The organism is Pseudomonas sp. 8BK (assembly GCF_902506475.1).
Lineage (GTDB): Bacteria > Pseudomonadota > Gammaproteobacteria > Pseudomonadales > Pseudomonadaceae > Aquipseudomonas > Aquipseudomonas anguilliseptica.
Map to the genome: position 1 here is coordinate 3,127,732 of NZ_LR733252.1, position 17,623 is coordinate 3,145,354.

The following is a 17,623-nucleotide window of genomic DNA, read 5'->3' on the forward strand; positions in this document are numbered from 1 at the left end:
GGGAAAATTCATGGGTACAGCCGTTTCAGGGGCCGGTACAGCTACGCAGTACGCACCCGCCGCCTCAAACGCCCGCCTGCAGCGTTTATCTAACCTGCAACAGGGGTATGGACGGCCAAGCCGGCAGCGTCGTCACATCAACCCTGCACACCTCAAGCAGTCTTTACCGCCTGCATAAAAGCGCGAATCTTCTCGGCATCCTTGATGCCTTTGGCCTTTTCCACGCCGCCACTGACATCCACGGCATAGGGACGCACCTGAGCGATGGCCTGCGCAACATTCTCAGCCGTCAGGCCGCCCGCCAGAATAATCGGCTTGCTCAAGCCTTGAGGCACCAACGACCAATCGAATGCTTCGCCCGTACCACCCGGAATGCCTGGCACATAGGTATCCAGCAACACGCCGCTGGCATTCTTGAACAGCGCCACCTGCGCAGCAATGTCATCGCCCGATTTGACCCGCAACGCCTTGATATAGGGGCGATGGTAGCCATCACAATCTTCCGGACTCTCGTCGCCATGGAACTGCAGTAAATCCAGCGGCACTGCATCGAGAATCTCACCCAACTCACAACGACTGGCATCAACAAACAGGCCCACCGTGGTCACAAAAGGCGGCAAAGCAGCAATGATCGAGCGCGCTTGCTGCAGCGTGACCGCGCGCGGGCTCTTGGCATAGAACACCAGGCCAATTGCATCAGCCCCCGCCTCAACAGCCGACAATGCGTCCTCTATGCGGGTAATGCCACAAATCTTGCTGCGAACGGCTGACAACAGGATGACCTCGATAAATTCAATGAAAGCCGGATGCTAGCAAATAGCCTTTTAGGCGTCAGCCGCCACATCCGGCAAGCCGGAAAGAAAGTGCGGCCCTAAATAGCGTTTGGGCAAATCGAACTCCTCAGGGTAATCAACCTGCACCAAATACAAACCATAGGGGTGCGCAGTCACTCCACCGGTACGCCGCACGCGGGTCTCCAGCACTTCCTGCGCCCACTCAACCGACCGCTCGCCCGCACCAATAGTCATCAGCACCCCGGCGATATTGCGCACCATATGATGCAGAAAGGCATTGGCGCGAATATCCAGCACGATAAAACGCCCGTGTTGCAGTAACTCCAGGTGATGCACCGTCTTGATCGGCGACTTGGCCTGGCACTGGCGCGCACGGAAAGCGCTGAAATCATGGGTACCGATAAAACACTGCGCGGCTTGGCGCATGCGCTCGATATCCAGCGGCCGATGGTTCCAGGTGACTTCTTCGGCCATATGCGCCGGACGAATCTGGTCGTTATAGATCACATAACGGTAACGCCGCGCCTGGGCGCAAAAACGCGCATCAAAGTGCGCCGGCATCGACTTGGCCCAGGTCACGCTGATATCACCGGGCAAATTCATATTCGCGCCCATGACCCAGGCATGCATGGAGCGCTCGACCGGCGTATTGAAATGCACCACCTGGGCACTGGCATGCACCAGCGCATCGGTACGCCCAGCACAGCTTAGCGTTACGGGAACACCGCCGGCGACTTTCGCCAGGGCCTTTTCCAGCGACTCCTGAATTGAAGGCACACCGGCGCGCTGGCGCTGAAAGCCGCGATAGCGCGAACCTTTGTACTCGACACCCAGGGCTATCTTGAAAACGCCAACGGCAGCCGAATCGGCTGCCGTTGTAGTAAGACCATCAGACATGTATCAGACCAATTTAGCGATCAGCTCACGCGCTTCATTTTGCTGACCTTCGTTACCTTCGGTGATGACTTCATCGAGGATATCGCGAGCACCTTCGGTATCACCCATGTCGATGTAGGCACGCGCCAGATCGAGCTTGGTTGCCGTCTCGTCGGTACCCGAGAGGAAGTCGAAGTCATCGTCATTATCCAGGCTGGACGGGGCGGCACCGGCCGGCTCATCCAGACCAGCTGGTTGATCCAGGTCATCAGACAGCAAATCCAGCTCAGCGCTGACGTCATCCAGTTGAGCAGCAAAGCTGTCGCTTGATGGCTGCACAGGCGCTTCATCATTTAGTGACAGATCGAAATCAGCCGACAGATCGAAATCACCGCTCACCTGCTCATCCGGCAGATCAAAACCTGGCTCTGCCACAACCGGCGCTGCACTTGGCTCATCATCCAGACTCAGCAGGAAGTCATCTTCGGCAGCTGCTGCAGGCTTGGCCGGAGTATCCAGATCCAGACTAAAGTCAGCCAGATCGCCGCTCAGATCAAGACCGCTGTCGCTGCTTTCAGGCAGGCTCAGATCAAAACCCAGGTCGTCATCCTTGCTGTCGGCTTGCTCAACTGGCGAACTGAAGTCCATATCGTCATCCAGTGACAAGCTATCCAGATCATCCAGCGAGGCAGTATTACCGGCAGTCTGCAGGTCACGATCCAGTTCAGACTCAAGATCATCCAGACTTAGATCGAATGCATCGTCCTGATCGCCAGTGGCGGCTTTCGGGCTAGGCTCGTCCAGGGCCAGATCATCCAGACTGAAGCCGTCTAGATTTTCCTCAGCAGCCGCTGCGGCGGCAAAGCCAGCGCCGGCAGCAACGGCCATGGCCGGGTAGCGGGCCTTGATCTGATCAAGCTCGGCAGCACTGCCACCAATCTCACGCAGCTCGCTGTCCTGACGGGCGAAACCATTACGGTCACCCATCTCCGCGTAGACCTCCATCAATTTCAGACGCAGATCACTACGCTGCGGCTCATCATTGATGGCGCCTTGCAGCAATTCAGCAGCCTGAGGGAAGCGGCCATAGGCGATGTAGATATCCGCCTCACCCAGTGCATCGCCGGTTTGCGCAGTCACGCGCTCTTCGCCAGGCAGATCAGCTTGCTGACTATCCAGATCATCAGCCATGCCAGCAAAGCTGTCATCCGGCAGGTCCAGACCAGCCCCCAGATCGGACGCCCCCTCATCAGCGGCCAGGCTTTCCTGCAGTTCGGCTTCTTTCAGCGCATTGCGGCGCGACAGCATCATCAGCGCAACCAGCAATATCAGCAGTGCACCGCCGCCTGCAGCACCCAGCAACATCGGATTGGCCAACAGATCATCAATAGCACTGCTTTCAGCCTGCGGCTCGGCAACTACAGGCGCTTCGGCAACAGGGGCAGCGGGCGTGACCGGAGCTGGCTCGGGAGCAGCAATCGGAGCTGGCTCTACCGCAACAGGCGCTGCGGTCTCTGGCTGAGCAGCGGGTTCTTCGCTGTAATTAAAATCTGTCTCGCCGGTTGCAGCGGGCACTACGGGCGTTGCAGCCGCTGGATCTTGTGGCGCAGCTTCAGGAGCGGGTTCAACTGGTGCAACAGGGGTTTCAGCTACAGGAGTTTCTGGGGCCACAGGTACCACAGCAGGCACCTGACCTTGCGCAGCGAGATCAGCCTGCAGCTTGGCCATCTGGTCATCTTTCAACTGGATCAGACGCTGCAGCTTATCGAGCTGGCTTTGCAGGTCCGTCATACGACCTTTCAATTCATCGTTTTCACGACGGCTGGAGTCCAGGCTTTCCTGGGTCACGGCCAATTTGTCAGTCAACGCTTTGCTGTCGGCGGCGCCCTTGTCGCTGCCGGCAGTGGCTTTACCGCTGTCAGCAGCAACCAGTTTCAGGCTATCGCCAGTTTCAACTTTGGCTGGAGTCGCGGCGGCGCTAGTGCGTTTAGTGGCATCCAGCTGACGGGCGCTGGCAGCAACACTGCGCCCTTCACGCCAAGCGGCGTTCTGCTCGGCAACCTGAGCAAGGGCTTCACCCTGAGCACGGCTCTTGACCTGCTGCTCATCAGGCAGGCGCAGTACCTGGCCACTTTTCAGGCGGTTGATGTTACCGCCGATAAAGGCATCCGGGTTCAAGTCCTGGATCGCCAACATGGCCTGATGCACGCTACCACCGGCACGCGCACGCTGGGCAATTTCCCAGAGGGTGTCGTTGGCAGTGGTTTTGTATTCGTTGCCTTCCAGCGGCTTGGCTGCTGGGGCGGCAGGTGCTGCCGGAGCCGCTGGAGCGACCGGTTGAACCGCAGCAGTTGCTGAGCGCGGCGCAGGTGCTGGAGTCTGTGTGCGGGGCGCTGGTGCCGGTGTTGCTACAGGCATCTGCGCGGTGGCAGGAATAACGCTCTGCGGGGTGTACAGCGGCGGATCAAGCAGCAGGGTGTATTCACGCAGCAAACGGCCATTCGGCCAGAGCACCTCAACCAGGAAGTTCAGGTACGGCTCACGCATTGGCTTGTTGGAGGTAACCCGAATGACGCTCTTGCCATTGGGTTTAAGTACCGGGGTGAACTTCAGGTCAGTCAGGAAGAACTGACGATCAACGCCGGCTTTATTGAACGCTTCCGGGGATGCCAGGGTCGGTATTACTTCGTTGGAAGCCAGGTCACGCACTTCCAGCAACTCAATCTCAGCCACCAGCGGCTGATTGAGCGCCGATTGCAGGGTCACCTCACCCAGCCCCAGCGCGTGCGCCATACCGGATGACAGCGCCGAAGCAGCTGCGATTGCCAGCACCAGTTTGCGAACCCGAACCATAGCGTTATCCCTTGTTTTATCTTTTTTCTCGACCAGCGAGAGGATCTTGAAAATTGCCGCCTGCCCCGCCCGAAGACGCAACCCCATTCAGCAATCAACTCAGCCAGTATTGCCAAGCTCGAAAGATTCTTCAAATTTCTAGGTAAGTATCTTTTACAGATAGTGTTTTATCAACAACTCGGCTAATTGCACAGCATTTAGCGCCGCGCCTTTTCTCACGTTATCAGACGTAATCCACAAATTGAGTTCAGCTGGATCAGCCAAACCGGCGCGGACTCGGCCAACATAGACTACATCCTGGCCGACTGCATCGCCGACCGCAGTCGGGTAATCATCCAACTCCACCAATTCCAGAGCTACTGCGGCGTCCAGAGCGGCGTATACCTGCTTTAGGTCGACGGCCGACTCGGCTTGCAGTGAAACGCTTAGGCTGTCACCAAAAAACACCGGTACCTGGATGCAGGTCACTGCAACCTGCAACTCCGGCAAACCCAGCAACGCCTTGAGCTCGTCAGCAACCTGGCGCTCCAGCCCAGCATGCCCAGCGCTATCGGTCTGCTCGACCTGCGCTAGCAGATTGAACGCCATTTGCCGATCAAACAACTGCGGCTCGAACGCCCGACCATTGAGCAGTTCGGCAGTCTGTCGCGCCAACTCTGCAACCCCTTCACGCCCGCGACTGGAAACTGCCAGACAAGCCGTCACAGTCACCCGCTGAATACGGACTTGCTCAGGCAAAGCCGCCAGCACCGCGGCCAACGCAATACCCGGAGCACTTGGGCTGGTCAACACATAGGGGGCAGCCAGACTCGCCAATGCTTCAGGATTGACCTCAGGAATCACCCGTGGCGCCTGCGCGGCCGACAAACCGCTGGCCAGATCAATCACTGCGCAGCCAGCCGCAGCAGCTTGCGCGGCATATTTGCGTGTTACCTTGCTGCCAGCAGCGAAGAACACCAGCCGCACACTGGCAAAGTCGAAGGTTTCCAGGTCACGTACGCGCAGGTTCTTGCCCTTGTAGGACAAGGAACGCCCGGCCGACTCACCACTGGCGACCAGGTGCAGATTGGCCACCGGGAACTCGCGCTCCTCCAACAGCTGCACCAGGGCTTCGCCAACACTGCCGGTGGCGCCGATTACGGCAATATCAAAAGTACGGTTCATGGCAAGGCTCGGATAAATAAGCCCAGCACTGTATAGCCGCACCCGCCAAATGCAAAGGAGCGGACTGCTCGGCGCTCGATTTGACTCGAACACCCAGCAACCCGCCCCTTTTAGACAGCTTGCTTGCGTATCAGCGCAGCGCGATCAACGCTCCAGCAGGATGCGCAGCATGCGGCGCAGCGGCTCTGCCGCGCCCCACAGCAGCTGGTCACCGACAGTGAACGCGCCAAGGTACTGCGAACCCATGTTGAGCTTGCGCAGACGACCGACCGGTACACTCAACGTGCCGGTCACAGCGGTCGGGCCGAGTTCGCGGATGCTCGCTTCACGCTGGTTTGGCACCAGTTTCACCCAAGGGTTGTGCTGGCTGATCAGCCCCTCGATGTCCGACAGCGGCACATCCTTGTTCAGCTTGATGGTCAGCGCCTGGCTGTGGCAACGCATGGCGCCGATGCGCACGCAAAGACCGTCGACCGGGATCGGGTTCTTGAAACGGCCGAGAATCTTGTTGGTTTCCGCCTGGCCTTTCCATTCTTCACGGCTCTGGCCGTTCGGCAGTTCCTTGTCGATGTAGGGGATCAGGCTGCCGGCCAGCGGCACACCGAAGTTGTCGACCGGGAAGGACTCGCCGCGCATGGCCTCGGCGACCTTGCGATCGATGTCGAGGATGGCGCTGGCCGGGTCGGCCAGTTCGTCAGCGACAGACGCATTGATCGCGCCCATCTGCTTGATCAGCTCGCGCATGTTCTGCGCGCCAGCACCGGACGCCGCCTGGTAAGTCATGGCGCTCATCCACTCGACCAGGCCAGCCTCGTACAGACCGCCCAGAGCCATCAGCATCAGGCTGACAGTGCAGTTGCCGCCGATATAGTTCTTGGTGCCGGCATCCAGCTGCTGGTCGATCACCTTACGGTTGACCGGGTCGAGCACGATGACCGAGCTGTCATCCATGCGCAGCGACGAAGCGGCATCGATCCAGTAGCCCTGCCAACCGGCTTCGCGCAGCTTGGGGAAGACTTCGTTGGTGTAGTCGCCACCTTGGCAGGTCAAAATCACGTCCAGGCTTTTCAGCTCGTCAATGCTGTAGGCGTCCTTCAAAGGCGCCGTTTCCTTCCCAATCGCCGGGCCTTGGCCGCCGACATTGGAGGTAGTGAAGAACACCGGCTCGATCAAGTCGAAATCCTGCTCTTCCAGCATGCGTTGCATCAGCACGGAACCGACCATGCCGCGCCAACCGATCAGACCTACACGTTTCATAACCACTACACCTATATAAGCTGACCGCCGGAGACATCCGGCGGGCCAGGAAGATTACCAGGCTGTTGAAAAACTACCTACGTTGCCATCGCTGCGTTAAAAACAGGCTCAAAATGCTCATTTACAGCTCGTAAACTCCGCTTTCTCGCCTGTTTTTGCCTTGCGCTGGCTGCCTCGCCAACGTTTTTCAACGGCCTGTTACAGACTACGCAGCGCTTCGACTACCGCATCACCCATTGCCGCAGTGCCGACCTTGATCGTACCCGCGCTGTAGATGTCACCGGTACGCAGGCCCTGATCCAGCACCTTGCTGACCGCCAGTTCAATGGCATCGGCTGCTGCCGTCTGATTGAAGCTGTAACGCAGCATCATCGATACCGAGAGGATGGTCGCCAACGGGTTGGCAATGCCCTGCCCGGCAATATCCGGCGCGCTGCCGTGACACGGCTCGTACATGCCCTTGTTGTTGGCATCCAGGGATGCAGACGGCAGCATGCCGATGGAACCAGTGAGCATCGAGGCTTCATCCGAGAGGATGTCGCCAAACATGTTGTCGGTCACCATCACGTCGAACTGCTTCGGCGCACGTACCAGTTGCATGGCGGCGTTGTCGACGTACATGTGGCTGAGTTCGACGTCCGGATAATCCTTGGCTACTTCCTCGACCACCGCGCGCCACAGCTGGCTGGAGGCCAGCACGTTAGCCTTGTCCACCGAGCAGAGCTTCTTGCCACGCACGCGCGCCATGTCGAAGCCGACGCGGGCGATACGGCGGATTTCGCTCTCGCTGTACGGCAGGGTGTCGTAGGCCATGCGCTCGCCGTTTTCCAGCACCTTGCTCTCGCGCGGTTGGCCGAAATAGATGCCACCGGTCAGCTCACGCACGATAAGGATGTCCAGGCCGGCAACGATTTCGCGCTTGAGGCTGGAGGCATCAGCCAGTTGCGGGTAGAGAATCGCCGGACGCAGGTTGCCGAACAGACCCAGCTGCGAGCGGATTTTCAGCAGGCCACGCTCCGGGCGGATCGCCGGGTCGATGGTGTCCCATTTCGGGCCGCCCACTGCGCCAAGCAGAATGGCGTCAGCGGCTTTAGCGCGCGCCAGGGTTTCATCAGCCAGCGGCACGCCGTAACGGTCGATGGCCGCACCACCGAGGTCATCGAAACTCAGTTCGAAACCCAGGTTGTACTTGTCGTTGGCAAGGGCAAGCACCTTGACCGCCTCGGCCATGATTTCCGGGCCGATACCGTCACCGGGGAGAATCAGAATCTGTTTGGACATACTTTTCTCAACTCATTAAATCGGCGAGCGGCGGATGCGCTCGCCCACTGATTACTTGATGGCGCCGAACAGCCAGGGGCTGCGCTGCTGATAAGTGGCTTCAAAGGCCTTGATCGCCTCACTGTCCTGCAGGGTCAGGCCGATATCGTCCAGACCGTTGAGCAGGCAATGCTTACGGAAGGCATCAACCTCGAAGCTGTACTGCACGCCGTCAGGACGGGTCACGGTTTGCGCGGCCAAGTCGACGGTCAGCTGATAACCGACAGTGGCTTCCGCCTGCTGGAACAGCGCATCGACCTCGTCTTCCTTGAGGATGATCGGCAGCAGGCCGTTCTTGAAGCTGTTGTTGAAGAAGATATCGGCAAAGCTCGGCGCGATGATGGTACGGAAGCCGTACTCTTCCAGCGCCCAAGGCGCGTGTTCGCGGCTAGAGCCACAACCGAAGTTCTCCCGCGCCAGCAGCACGCTGGCACCTTGGTAACGCGGGAGGTTCAGCACGAATTCCTGGTTAACCGGGCGTTTGGAGTTGTCCTGATTCGGCTGACCGACATCGTGATAGCGCCACTCATCGAACAGGTTCGGGCCGAAGCCGGTGCGTTTGATCGACTTCAGGAACTGCTTGGGAATGATCTGGTCGGTGTCGACGTTGGCGCGATCGAGCGGTGCAACCAGGCCGGTGTGTTGGGTAAAGGCTTTCATCGTCAGCTCCTTAGGCCTGGATCAATTCGCGCACATCAACAAAGCGACCGGTTACCGCAGCAGCAGCAGCCATCGCCGGGCTGACCAGGTGGGTACGGCCACCCGCGCCCTGACGGCCTTCGAAATTGCGGTTGGAGGTGGAGGCGCAATGCTCGCCACTGCCCAGCTTGTCCGGGTTCATCGCCAGGCACATGGAGCAGCCTGGCTCGCGCCACTCAAAGCCGGCCTCGATAAAGATGTGGTGCAAACCTTCCTGTTCCGCCTGGGCTTTGACCAGACCGGAACCAGGCACCACCATTGCCTGCTTAATGGTGCTGGCAACCTTGCGGCCCTTGGCGACCTCAGCAGCAGCGCGCAGGTCTTCAATGCGCGAGTTGGTGCAGGAGCCAATAAACACGCGGTCCAGTTGGATATCGGTGATTGCCTGATTGGCCTGCAAACCCATGTATTTCAGGGCACGGATGATCGAATCCTTCTTCACCGGGTCGTTTTCGGCGGCCGGGTCCGGTACGTTCTGATCCACGGCCAGAACCATTTCAGGGGAAGTACCCCAGCTGACTTGCGGCTTGATGTCTTCAGCTTTCAGTTCGACCACTGTGTCGAACACTGCATCGGCATCGGACACCAGGTCCTGCCACTGCTCCACAGCCTTATCCCAATCACTGCCCTTGGGCGCGAACGGGCGACCTTCGACGTAGGCGATGGTTTTCTCATCCACCGCCACCAGACCTACGCGGGCACCGGCTTCGATGGACATGTTGCAGATCGTCATGCGCCCTTCCAGGGACAGATCGCGAATCGCGCTGCCAGCGAATTCCAGTGCATGGCCGTTGCCGCCAGCGGTGCCGATCTTGCCGATCACGGCCAGTACGATGTCTTTAGCAGTCACGCCGAACGGCAGCTTGCCTTCGACCAGCACCTGCATATTCTTCATCTTCTTGGCCACCAGGCACTGGGTGGCGAGCACATGCTCGACCTCAGAAGTGCCGATGCCATGGGCCAGCGCGCCGAATGCGCCGTGGGTCGAAGTGTGCGAGTCGCCGCAGACCACGGTCATACCCGGCAAGGTCGCGCCCTGCTCTGGTCCAACCACGTGAACAATTCCCTGACGGATGTCGTTCATCTTGAATTCGAGGATGCCGAAGTCATCGCAGTTCTCATCCAGGGTTTGCACCTGAATCCGTGACACTTCATCGGCGATGGCTTCCAGGCCGCCCTGACGCTCGGCTTTGGTGGTCGGCACGTTGTGATCCGGAGTGGCGATGTTGGCGTCGATGCGCCACGGTTTGCGGCTGGCTAGACGCAAGCCCTCAAAGGCCTGCGGCGAGGTCACTTCGTGGAGGATATGCCGGTCGATGTAGATCAGCGACGAACCATCGTCGCGGCGCTTCACTTCGTGCATGTCCCAGAGCTTGTCGTACAGCGTTTTGCCGGCCATCAGCTGTTTCCTCATCAACGTCTTTCGGGCACCTCTAAAAACTACCTGCGTTGCCATCGCGGCGTTAAAAACAGGCCCAGAATGCTCATTTACAACACGTAAACTCCGCTTCTTCGCCTGTTTTTGCCTTGCGCTGGCTACCTCGCCTACGTTTTTAGAGGTGCCCTTTTCTATGCCTGGGCAAATAGCCCTTTGGCTTATGGGGCAATCCTATGGGCTTGCATTAAATTACTCAAATTCATATTTTTCATTCAAAGCATTCCTATTCGGAATACATGTGCGTTTAAGTTGCGCACACTGAACGTCGCCCATCGCCAGGAGCAGCCTATGGATCTCGCCACCCTCAATGCCTTTATTGCTATCGCCGAGTTGGGCAGCTTCTCCGAGGCGGCTGAACGCCTGCACCTGACCCAACCAGCAGTGAGCAAACGCATCGCCAGCCTGGAGCAGCAGCTCAATGTGCGCCTGTTCGACCGCCTGGGCCGCGAGGTCAGCCTGACCGAGGCCGGCCGCGCCCTGCTGCCGCGGGCCTACCAGATACTCAATGTGCTCGATGATACGCGCCGCGCACTGACCAACCTGAATGGCGAGATCAGCGGTCGCCTGACCCTGGCCACCAGTCACCACATTGGCCTGCACCGCCTGCCACCGCTGCTGCGCGCCTTTACCCGGGCGCACCCGCAAGTGGCGCTGGATATCCAGTTTCTCGACTCCGAAGTGGCCTATGAAGAAGTGCTGCATGGCCGCGCTGAACTGGCGGTGATCACCCTGGCCCCGGAAACCCGCGAGCCAGTGCATGCCGTGGCCGTGTGGGACGACCCGCTGGATTTCGTCGCCGCTCCCGAGCATCCGCTGGCACGCAGCCAGGTCATCAGCCTTGCCGATGTGGCACATCACCCGGCGGTCTTTCCAGGCGGCAACACCTTCACCCACCATATTGTGCGGCGCCTGTTCGAAGCCCAGGGGCTGACACCGAATATCGCCATGAGCACCAACTATCTGGAGACCATCAAGATGATGGTCTCCATCGGCCTAGCCTGGAGTGTGCTGCCGCGCACCATGCTCGACGAGCAGGTCGCGCGCCTGCCATTGCCGGGCATCCAGCTGACCCGTCAGCTGGGCTATATCAGCCACATTGAGCGCACCCTTTCCAACGCCGCGCGGGCCTTTATGAACCTGCTGGATGCCCAGCGTGACGGCCTTGCAATGGCCAGCGACTAAGGGCTAACGTGGGCTTATAACGATAAGAAAGGTTTCTGCATGACTCAGCCCCGTTGCTCAGCCACAGGCCAGGAAACCCACGTATACAAAGGAAGAGTTGGTCGTGGCTAAATCCAGTGATCGCCGTCCGCCACTGCCGTTTATCCCGGCACTGGATCCTGCCGAATTCGAAAGCACCTGGAACGATGCCCCGCGTCTATTACGCGCCCTCAACGGCGCCAAACTGGGTACCTGGTACTGGGACATCGAAAGCGGCCGCGTCAGCTGGTCACGCGGCGCCCAGGCGCTGTTCGGCCTCGACCCCAAGCTGCCGCTGGAAAAGCGCATCGACTATATCGAGCTGATCCCCGAGGAAGACCGCCCCGATGTCCTGCGCCTCTTCGAGCAGCTGCTCGCCGGCAACCCAAGTAACCGCGCTTTTCGTCACCGAATTCGCTGGCCGGACGGCAGCCTGCACTGGCTGGAAATCAGCGGCAGCCTGCAGCTGGATGCCGACGGCAAACAGCGTGTTATTGGCGTCATCCGCGACATAACCAGCCAGCAAGCCCGTGAACAGGCACTGCGCAGCAGCGAGGAAAAGTTCGCCCAGGCCTTCAACTACAGCCCCGACGCCGTGGTCATCACCGAGAAATCCAGCGGCCGCTTTATCGAGATCAATGCGGGCTTCGAGCGACAATTTGGCTGGAGCAGCGAACAAACCCTGGGCCGTACCTCGCTGGAAATGGGTATCTGGGCCTGCCTCGAAGATCGCCAACGGATGATGGATGCGATCAAGAGCAACACCCTCAACGGCCTGGAAGTACCGCTCTACCACCGCGATGGCAGCATCCGCAGGAACCTGCTGTTTGGCGGCGAAATACTTCTGGGCGACATCCCCTGCCTGGTTCTGTCGCTGCGCGATATCACCCAGCAACGCCATCAGGAGCAAGCCCTGCACGACAGTCAGGAGCGCCTGAACCTGGCTCTGGACTCGGCCGACCTCGGTACCTGGGACTGGCACATCCCCAGCAACATGCTGTTTGGCTCGGCCCGAGCCTCAAAATTGCACGGTCTGGCGGACGAGCCCTTCCATGACGATTTTCGCAAGTTCTTCAGCTTTGTCCCGCTGGAAGACCGCCACGCCATGCGCAAGCACTTCAACAACCTGGCACTGGGCCTGACCGAGGATTATCAGGTCACCTACCGCGCGGTGTACGCCAACAAGGAAGTGCATTACCTGGAAAGCACCGCCAAGCTCTACCGCGACGCCGACGGCAAACCCGAGCGCATGGCCGGCATTCTTATCGACATTAGCGAGCGGGTGCGCCGCGAACAGAATCTGGCCGCCTCCGAAGCCAAATTTGCCAACTTGTTCCAGGCCAGCCCAGACCCCGTTGCCCTGACCACTCTGCCGGAAGGCGTGGCCATGGAAATCAACGCGAGCTTCAGTCAAACCTTCGGCTGGCAACCCGAGGAAATCATCGGCCGGCGGATGACCGAGCTGAAATTCTGGGCAGACCTCGAGGTGCGGGCCGCGCTATACGACAAGCTCGAACGCGACCACAGCCTGCATAACGAAGTGGCGGACTACCTCGACAAACAGGGCCGAGTGATCACCTGCGTGGTTTCCTCCAGGCCCATGCTGCTGAATAACCAACGCTGCATCCTCACCACTTTTCGCGACATCAGTGAACGACAGAAAGCCCAGGCCGAGCTGCAGGCCAGCCAGGAAAAGTTCTCCCTGGCATTCCACTCCAGCCCCGACGCCATCACCATTACCGAACGCGACAGCGGCCGCTATATCGAAGTCAACGAAGGCTTCGGTCGCCTGACCGGCTACAACATTGACGAGGTGATCGGCCGCAGCGCCATGGAGCTCAATGTCTGGGCAGATATGGCTGAGCGTGACGCGATGATCCAGAGGCTGCAGCGCGATGGGCATGTCTACCACATGGAGATGCACGGCAAGCACCGCGACGGCACGGTCAAGCTGGTCGAGGTGTCGGTTGAGCCCATCGAGCTTAACAACACGCCCTGCCTGCTGCTCACCGCCCGCGACATCAGCGAGCTGAAGGAAGCCCAGGCCCAGGTGCAGCACCTGGCCTATCACGACTCACTGACCAACCTGCCTAACCGCGCCCTGTTGCTCGACCGCCTGACCCAGCAGATATCCCTGCTCAGACGTCATGAACTGCGCGGTGCTCTGCTGTTTATCGACCTCGACCACTTCAAGCACATCAATGACTCACTTGGTCATCCGGTCGGCGATGCGGTGCTCAAGCTGGTCACCGCGCGCCTGGAAGCCAGCGTGCGCCAGGAAGACACCGTGGCACGCCTGGGTGGCGACGAGTTTGTCGTGCTGATTTCCGGCCTGGAAGGCAAACGCTCGAAAGTGGTCCAGCAGGTCCGCGCCCTGGCGGAAAAGCTGCGCCACCTGCTCGCCGAACCGATGCTGCTCGACGGCCATCAACTGCAGGTCACCCCGAGCATCGGTATTGCCTTGATTCCCGACCATGGCGACACCCCTTCGGATTTGCTCAAGCGCGCTGATATCGCCCTCTACCGGGCCAAGGACTCCGGGCGCAACTGCATCCAGCTGTTTCGCAACACCATGCAAAAAGCCGCCAGTGAACGCCTGCGCCTGGAAAATGACCTGCGCCTGGCGCTCGCCCGGGGCGAGTTCGAGCTGCACTTTCAACCCCAGGTGGATGCACGCAACAACCAGATCATTGGTGCCGAAGCCCTGCTGCGCTGGATACATCCGACACTGGGCGCGCAATCACCGGCGCTGTTTATCCATGTGCTCGAAGAAAGCGGGCTGATTCTCGAAGTCGGCGGCTGGGTGCTCACCGAAGCCTGCCACGCCTGCGCCCAACTGCTTGAGCAAGGCATGATCAACGCCACGCAATTCAGCCTGTGTGTGAATATCAGCCCACGGCAGTTCCGCCAGAATGATTTTGTCGAGCTGGTGGAAAGCAGCCTGACCAGCAGCCACCTGCCGCCGCACATGCTCAAGCTGGAAATCACCGAAGGCATCGTGATCCAGAACATCGACGACACCATCGCCAAGATGAATCGCCTAAAGCGCCACGGCGTAACCTTCGCCATGGACGACTTCGGCACCGGCTACAGCTCGCTGACCTACCTCAAACGCCTGCCGGTGGATGTACTGAAGATCGACCAGTCCTTCGTCCGCGATGCCACCCTGGACGCCAACGATGCGGAAATCATCCGCGCCATCGTCGCCATGGCGCGCAGCCTGGGCCTGGCCATGATTGCCGAAGGCGTCGAGCAGATCGACCAGCTGGAGTTCCTCCAGCAACAGGGCTGCCACCACTACCAGGGCTACCTGTTCAGCCGGCCGGTGCCACTGCAGCAGTTCCGCCAGTTGCTACATGACAACCGCATACCGGCGCCCCTGTAAAACAACAAGGGCACCCACAGGTGCCCTTGTTGTTAACTGCGAGACTGCTTAGCTCTGCAGCACAGTGCGGCCAGCACCAATTGGAATGCGCTTGGCCTTGGCCTCTTCCGGCACGATGCGCACCAGGTCGATATTCAGCAGGCCGTTGACCAGGCTGGCGGCCTTGACCTCGATATGGTCGGCCAAGCGGAACGACAGCTTGAACGCGCGCTGAGCGATGCCCTGGTACAGGTAAGTGACGTTCTCGGCGCTGGTATCACGTTTGCCACCGGTCACGGTCAGCACGCCGCGCTCAACCTGCAGCTCCAGATCGTCTTCCTGGAAGCCCGCCGCTGCGACCACGATGCGGTATTGATCGTCGGCATACTTCTCGACGTTATAGGGTGGATAGCTGCTACCCGCCTCGTTGCGCATGGCCGACTCGAACAGATCATTGAAACGGTCGAAGCCAACGGACTGACGGAACAGCGGGGTCATGGAAAATGCGGTGCTCATGATTTAAATCTCCTGAAATTCAGCGAGTGGTTAACCGCGGAACCCGACTTCGGCATCCCGCATAAATAAAAATGTGGCTGCTCGGGTAGATTTCAAGCCTCTGCAAAATTTTCTTACAGGGAGAAGACGTCGATGGAAAAGGTCATGCTGATCACCGGCGCCAGCCGTGGTATTGGCGCTGCCACCGCCAGGCGGGCGGCTGCTCAGGGCTACGCGCTATGCCTGAACTACCACCGACAACAGGCCGCGGCGGAAGCGCTGGTGAACGAGATCATCCAGGCGGGCGGCCAGGCCATTGCCGTGCAGGCGGATGTTGCGGATGAAGACCAGGTGATGCAGCTGTTCGCCCGCCTCGATCAACACTTTGGCCGCCTCGATGTATTGGTCAACAATGCCGGCATCCTGGAAACCCAGATGCCTTTGCAGCAGATGGATCTGCCGCGCTGGCAGCGGGTGTTCGCCACCAATGTATTCGGCAGCTTTCTCTGCAGTCGTGAGGCGATCAAGCGCATGTCGACGCGCCAGGGCGGCGCTGGCGGCACTATCGTCAATCTCTCTTCAGTGGCCGCGCGGCTCGGCGCACCTGGGGAATACATCGACTACGCCGCAGCCAAAGGCGCGATCGACAGCATGACCCTGGGCCTGGCCAAGGAAGTGGCGGCCGATGGCATTCGCGTCAACGCCGTGCGCCCAGGGGTGATCGAAACCGAAATTCACGCCAGCGGTGGTGAGCCGGAGCGGGTTGCGCGGGTCAGCCAGAGTGTGCCCATGGGCCGCGGCGGCCTGGCCCGCGAAGTGGCCGAAGCCGTGCTCTGGCTGGCCAGCGAGCAGGCTTCATACACCAGTGGCGCGCTGCTGGATGTGAGCGGTGGGCGCTAGCCGGGCAATCGCATAGCCCAGGTGCCCGAAAAGCTCGCCGCTAAAGCGCCTCCCACGAGACAATTTCGTGGTCATGCCAGTAGATGTCTCTTACTCCTAGACAATGGGAGAAGCAGTGGGAGGGGCTTTAGCCGCGACAAGTGAATCGCCTGCGGGGATTGCCATACCGCCGCTAGGCGCTCGCCTGCTCGACACGCTCAGCTTCGGCAAACTCGATACCGAGCAGAGCATCGATACGTTGGCAGTCGTTTTCGCGACGCAGCAGGTTGAATAGCTCGGTCGCTTCCGGGTAGCTGCGGGTCAGCATGGCCAACCATTGCTTGAGCCGACCCGGCGCGTAGCGTGGCGACATCTTGCGCCGTGCCTGTAGCCAGAAATCCGCCAGCAGCGGCTGCAGCTCCGCCCAACTCATGGCCACCACCTCCTGCCCGGCCCTGGCCGCCGCAATCTGCCGGGCCAGATCCGGACGCGCCACCAGGCCACGGCCGAGCATGATGTCCTCCACCCCGCTGACCTCTCGGCAACGCCGCCAGTCATCCAGGGTCCAGATCTCGCCATTGGCAAACACCGGCACTTTCACTACATCCTGCACCCGCGCCACCCACTCCCAATGCGCCGGCGGCTTGTAGCCTTCGACCTTGGTCCGCGCGTGCACCACGATTTGCGCCGCGCCGCCCTCGGCCAGCGCCTCGGCGCATTCCAGGGCGTAATCCTTGTGATCGAAACCCAGGCGCATTTTCGCCGTCACCGGAATCGCTGCCGGTACTGCGCGACGTACCTCACGGACGATGGCATGCAGCAACTCGGGCTCTTTGAGCAATACCGCACCGCCACGGGATTTGTTCACCGTCTTGGCCGGGCAGCCGAAGTTGAGGTCAATCACCGGCGCGCCCAGGGTGCAGGCAAAGGCGGCGTTATCCGCCAGGCAAGCCGGATCCGAGCCGAGAAACTGCACGCGCAGCGGCGTGCCGGCGGCCGTTTGCGCGCCGCTGAACAACTCAGGCGCGAGCTTCTCGTAGCTGCTGACGGGCAAGACCCGCTCGGTGACCCGGATAAATTCCGTCACGCACCAGTCGATGCCGCCCACCTGAGTGAGCACATCGCGAAGGATTTCGTCGACCAACCCCTCCATCGGGGCCAGGGCGATTTGCATAGGCAGTCTCTTGAAAATGCGGTGCTGCGCTTCGGCTAAAAGTCGCAGATAGAAAAACGCCGCGTAGTGTACGCGGCGTAATGGTGAAACGCTCAGGCATTAGCCCAACG

The 17,623-nt window shown here is 59.9% G+C and carries 13 protein-coding genes; 3 read left to right on the forward strand and 10 right to left on the reverse strand.

Going from position 1 to position 17,623, the window contains the following annotated elements:
• Positions 1 to 152: 152 nt before the first annotated feature.
• The 8 genes from ACIN8IBEIGE_RS14610 to leuC form a co-directional block, all read right to left on the reverse strand.
• Entirely contained in the window at positions 153 to 773 is a 621-nt protein-coding gene (locus ACIN8IBEIGE_RS14610; RefSeq protein ID WP_160015294.1) for a phosphoribosylanthranilate isomerase, read from the reverse strand.
• A 51-nt stretch (positions 774 to 824) separates the two neighbouring features.
• Positions 825 to 1,691 (reverse strand): tRNA pseudouridine(38-40) synthase TruA, encoded by an 867-nt coding sequence (truA, locus tag ACIN8IBEIGE_RS14615; protein WP_160015295.1) that lies wholly within the window; start codon positions 1,689 to 1,691, stop codon positions 825 to 827.
• A 3-nt stretch (positions 1,692 to 1,694) separates the two neighbouring features.
• Positions 1,695 to 4,523, reverse strand: a complete 2,829-nt coding sequence (locus ACIN8IBEIGE_RS14620; RefSeq protein WP_160015296.1) for a FimV/HubP family polar landmark protein — start codon at positions 4,521 to 4,523, stop codon at positions 1,695 to 1,697.
• A 153-nt stretch (positions 4,524 to 4,676) separates the two neighbouring features.
• Positions 4,677 to 5,687 carry an aspartate-semialdehyde dehydrogenase gene (locus tag ACIN8IBEIGE_RS14625; RefSeq protein ID WP_160015297.1) on the reverse strand — a complete coding sequence of 337 codons (1,011 nt, stop codon included), beginning with the start codon at positions 5,685 to 5,687 and terminating at the stop codon, positions 4,677 to 4,679.
• A gap of 144 nt (positions 5,688 to 5,831) precedes the next feature.
• Entirely contained in the window at positions 5,832 to 6,944 is a 1,113-nt protein-coding gene (gene asd, locus ACIN8IBEIGE_RS14630) for an aspartate-semialdehyde dehydrogenase (protein ID WP_160015298.1), read from the reverse strand.
• Positions 6,945 to 7,142: 198 nt separating this feature from the next.
• Entirely contained in the window at positions 7,143 to 8,225 is a 1,083-nt protein-coding gene (gene leuB / locus ACIN8IBEIGE_RS14635) for a 3-isopropylmalate dehydrogenase (RefSeq protein WP_160015299.1), read from the reverse strand.
• Between the two features lie 51 nt (positions 8,226 to 8,276).
• A complete protein-coding gene (leuD, locus tag ACIN8IBEIGE_RS14640) occupies positions 8,277 to 8,924 on the reverse strand; it encodes a 3-isopropylmalate dehydratase small subunit (protein WP_160015300.1) in 648 nt (215 codons plus the stop codon).
• Positions 8,925 to 8,934: 10 nt separating this feature from the next.
• A complete protein-coding gene (gene leuC, locus ACIN8IBEIGE_RS14645; protein ID WP_160015301.1) occupies positions 8,935 to 10,362 on the reverse strand; it encodes a 3-isopropylmalate dehydratase large subunit in 1,428 nt (475 codons plus the stop codon).
• Between the two features lie 327 nt (positions 10,363 to 10,689).
• On the opposite strand from leuC, the gene ACIN8IBEIGE_RS14650 reads away from it, so the two are divergent.
• Positions 10,690 to 11,583, forward strand: a complete 894-nt coding sequence (locus tag ACIN8IBEIGE_RS14650) for a LysR family transcriptional regulator (RefSeq protein ID WP_160015302.1) — start codon at positions 10,690 to 10,692, stop codon at positions 11,581 to 11,583.
• A 103-nt stretch (positions 11,584 to 11,686) separates the two neighbouring features.
• Positions 11,687 to 14,986 (forward strand): bifunctional diguanylate cyclase/phosphodiesterase, encoded by a 3,300-nt coding sequence (locus ACIN8IBEIGE_RS14655; protein WP_160015303.1) that lies wholly within the window; start codon positions 11,687 to 11,689, stop codon positions 14,984 to 14,986.
• A gap of 48 nt (positions 14,987 to 15,034) precedes the next feature.
• Here ACIN8IBEIGE_RS14655 and ACIN8IBEIGE_RS14660 read toward each other — a convergent pair whose 3' ends face one another.
• Positions 15,035 to 15,481 carry an Hsp20 family protein gene (locus tag ACIN8IBEIGE_RS14660; protein WP_160015304.1) on the reverse strand — a complete coding sequence of 149 codons (447 nt, stop codon included), beginning with the start codon at positions 15,479 to 15,481 and terminating at the stop codon, positions 15,035 to 15,037.
• A 132-nt stretch (positions 15,482 to 15,613) separates the two neighbouring features.
• On the opposite strand from ACIN8IBEIGE_RS14660, the gene ACIN8IBEIGE_RS14665 reads away from it, so the two are divergent.
• On the forward strand, positions 15,614 to 16,360 hold the full coding sequence (locus ACIN8IBEIGE_RS14665) for an SDR family oxidoreductase (RefSeq protein ID WP_160015305.1): 747 nt from the start codon (positions 15,614 to 15,616) through the stop codon (positions 16,358 to 16,360).
• 172 nt (positions 16,361 to 16,532) lie between these two features.
• Here the strand turns inward: ACIN8IBEIGE_RS14665 and ACIN8IBEIGE_RS14670 are convergent, their stop codons facing one another.
• Positions 16,533 to 17,513 (reverse strand): tRNA-dihydrouridine synthase, encoded by a 981-nt coding sequence (locus ACIN8IBEIGE_RS14670; protein WP_160015306.1) that lies wholly within the window; start codon positions 17,511 to 17,513, stop codon positions 16,533 to 16,535.
• Positions 17,514 to 17,623: the final 110 nt, after the last annotated feature.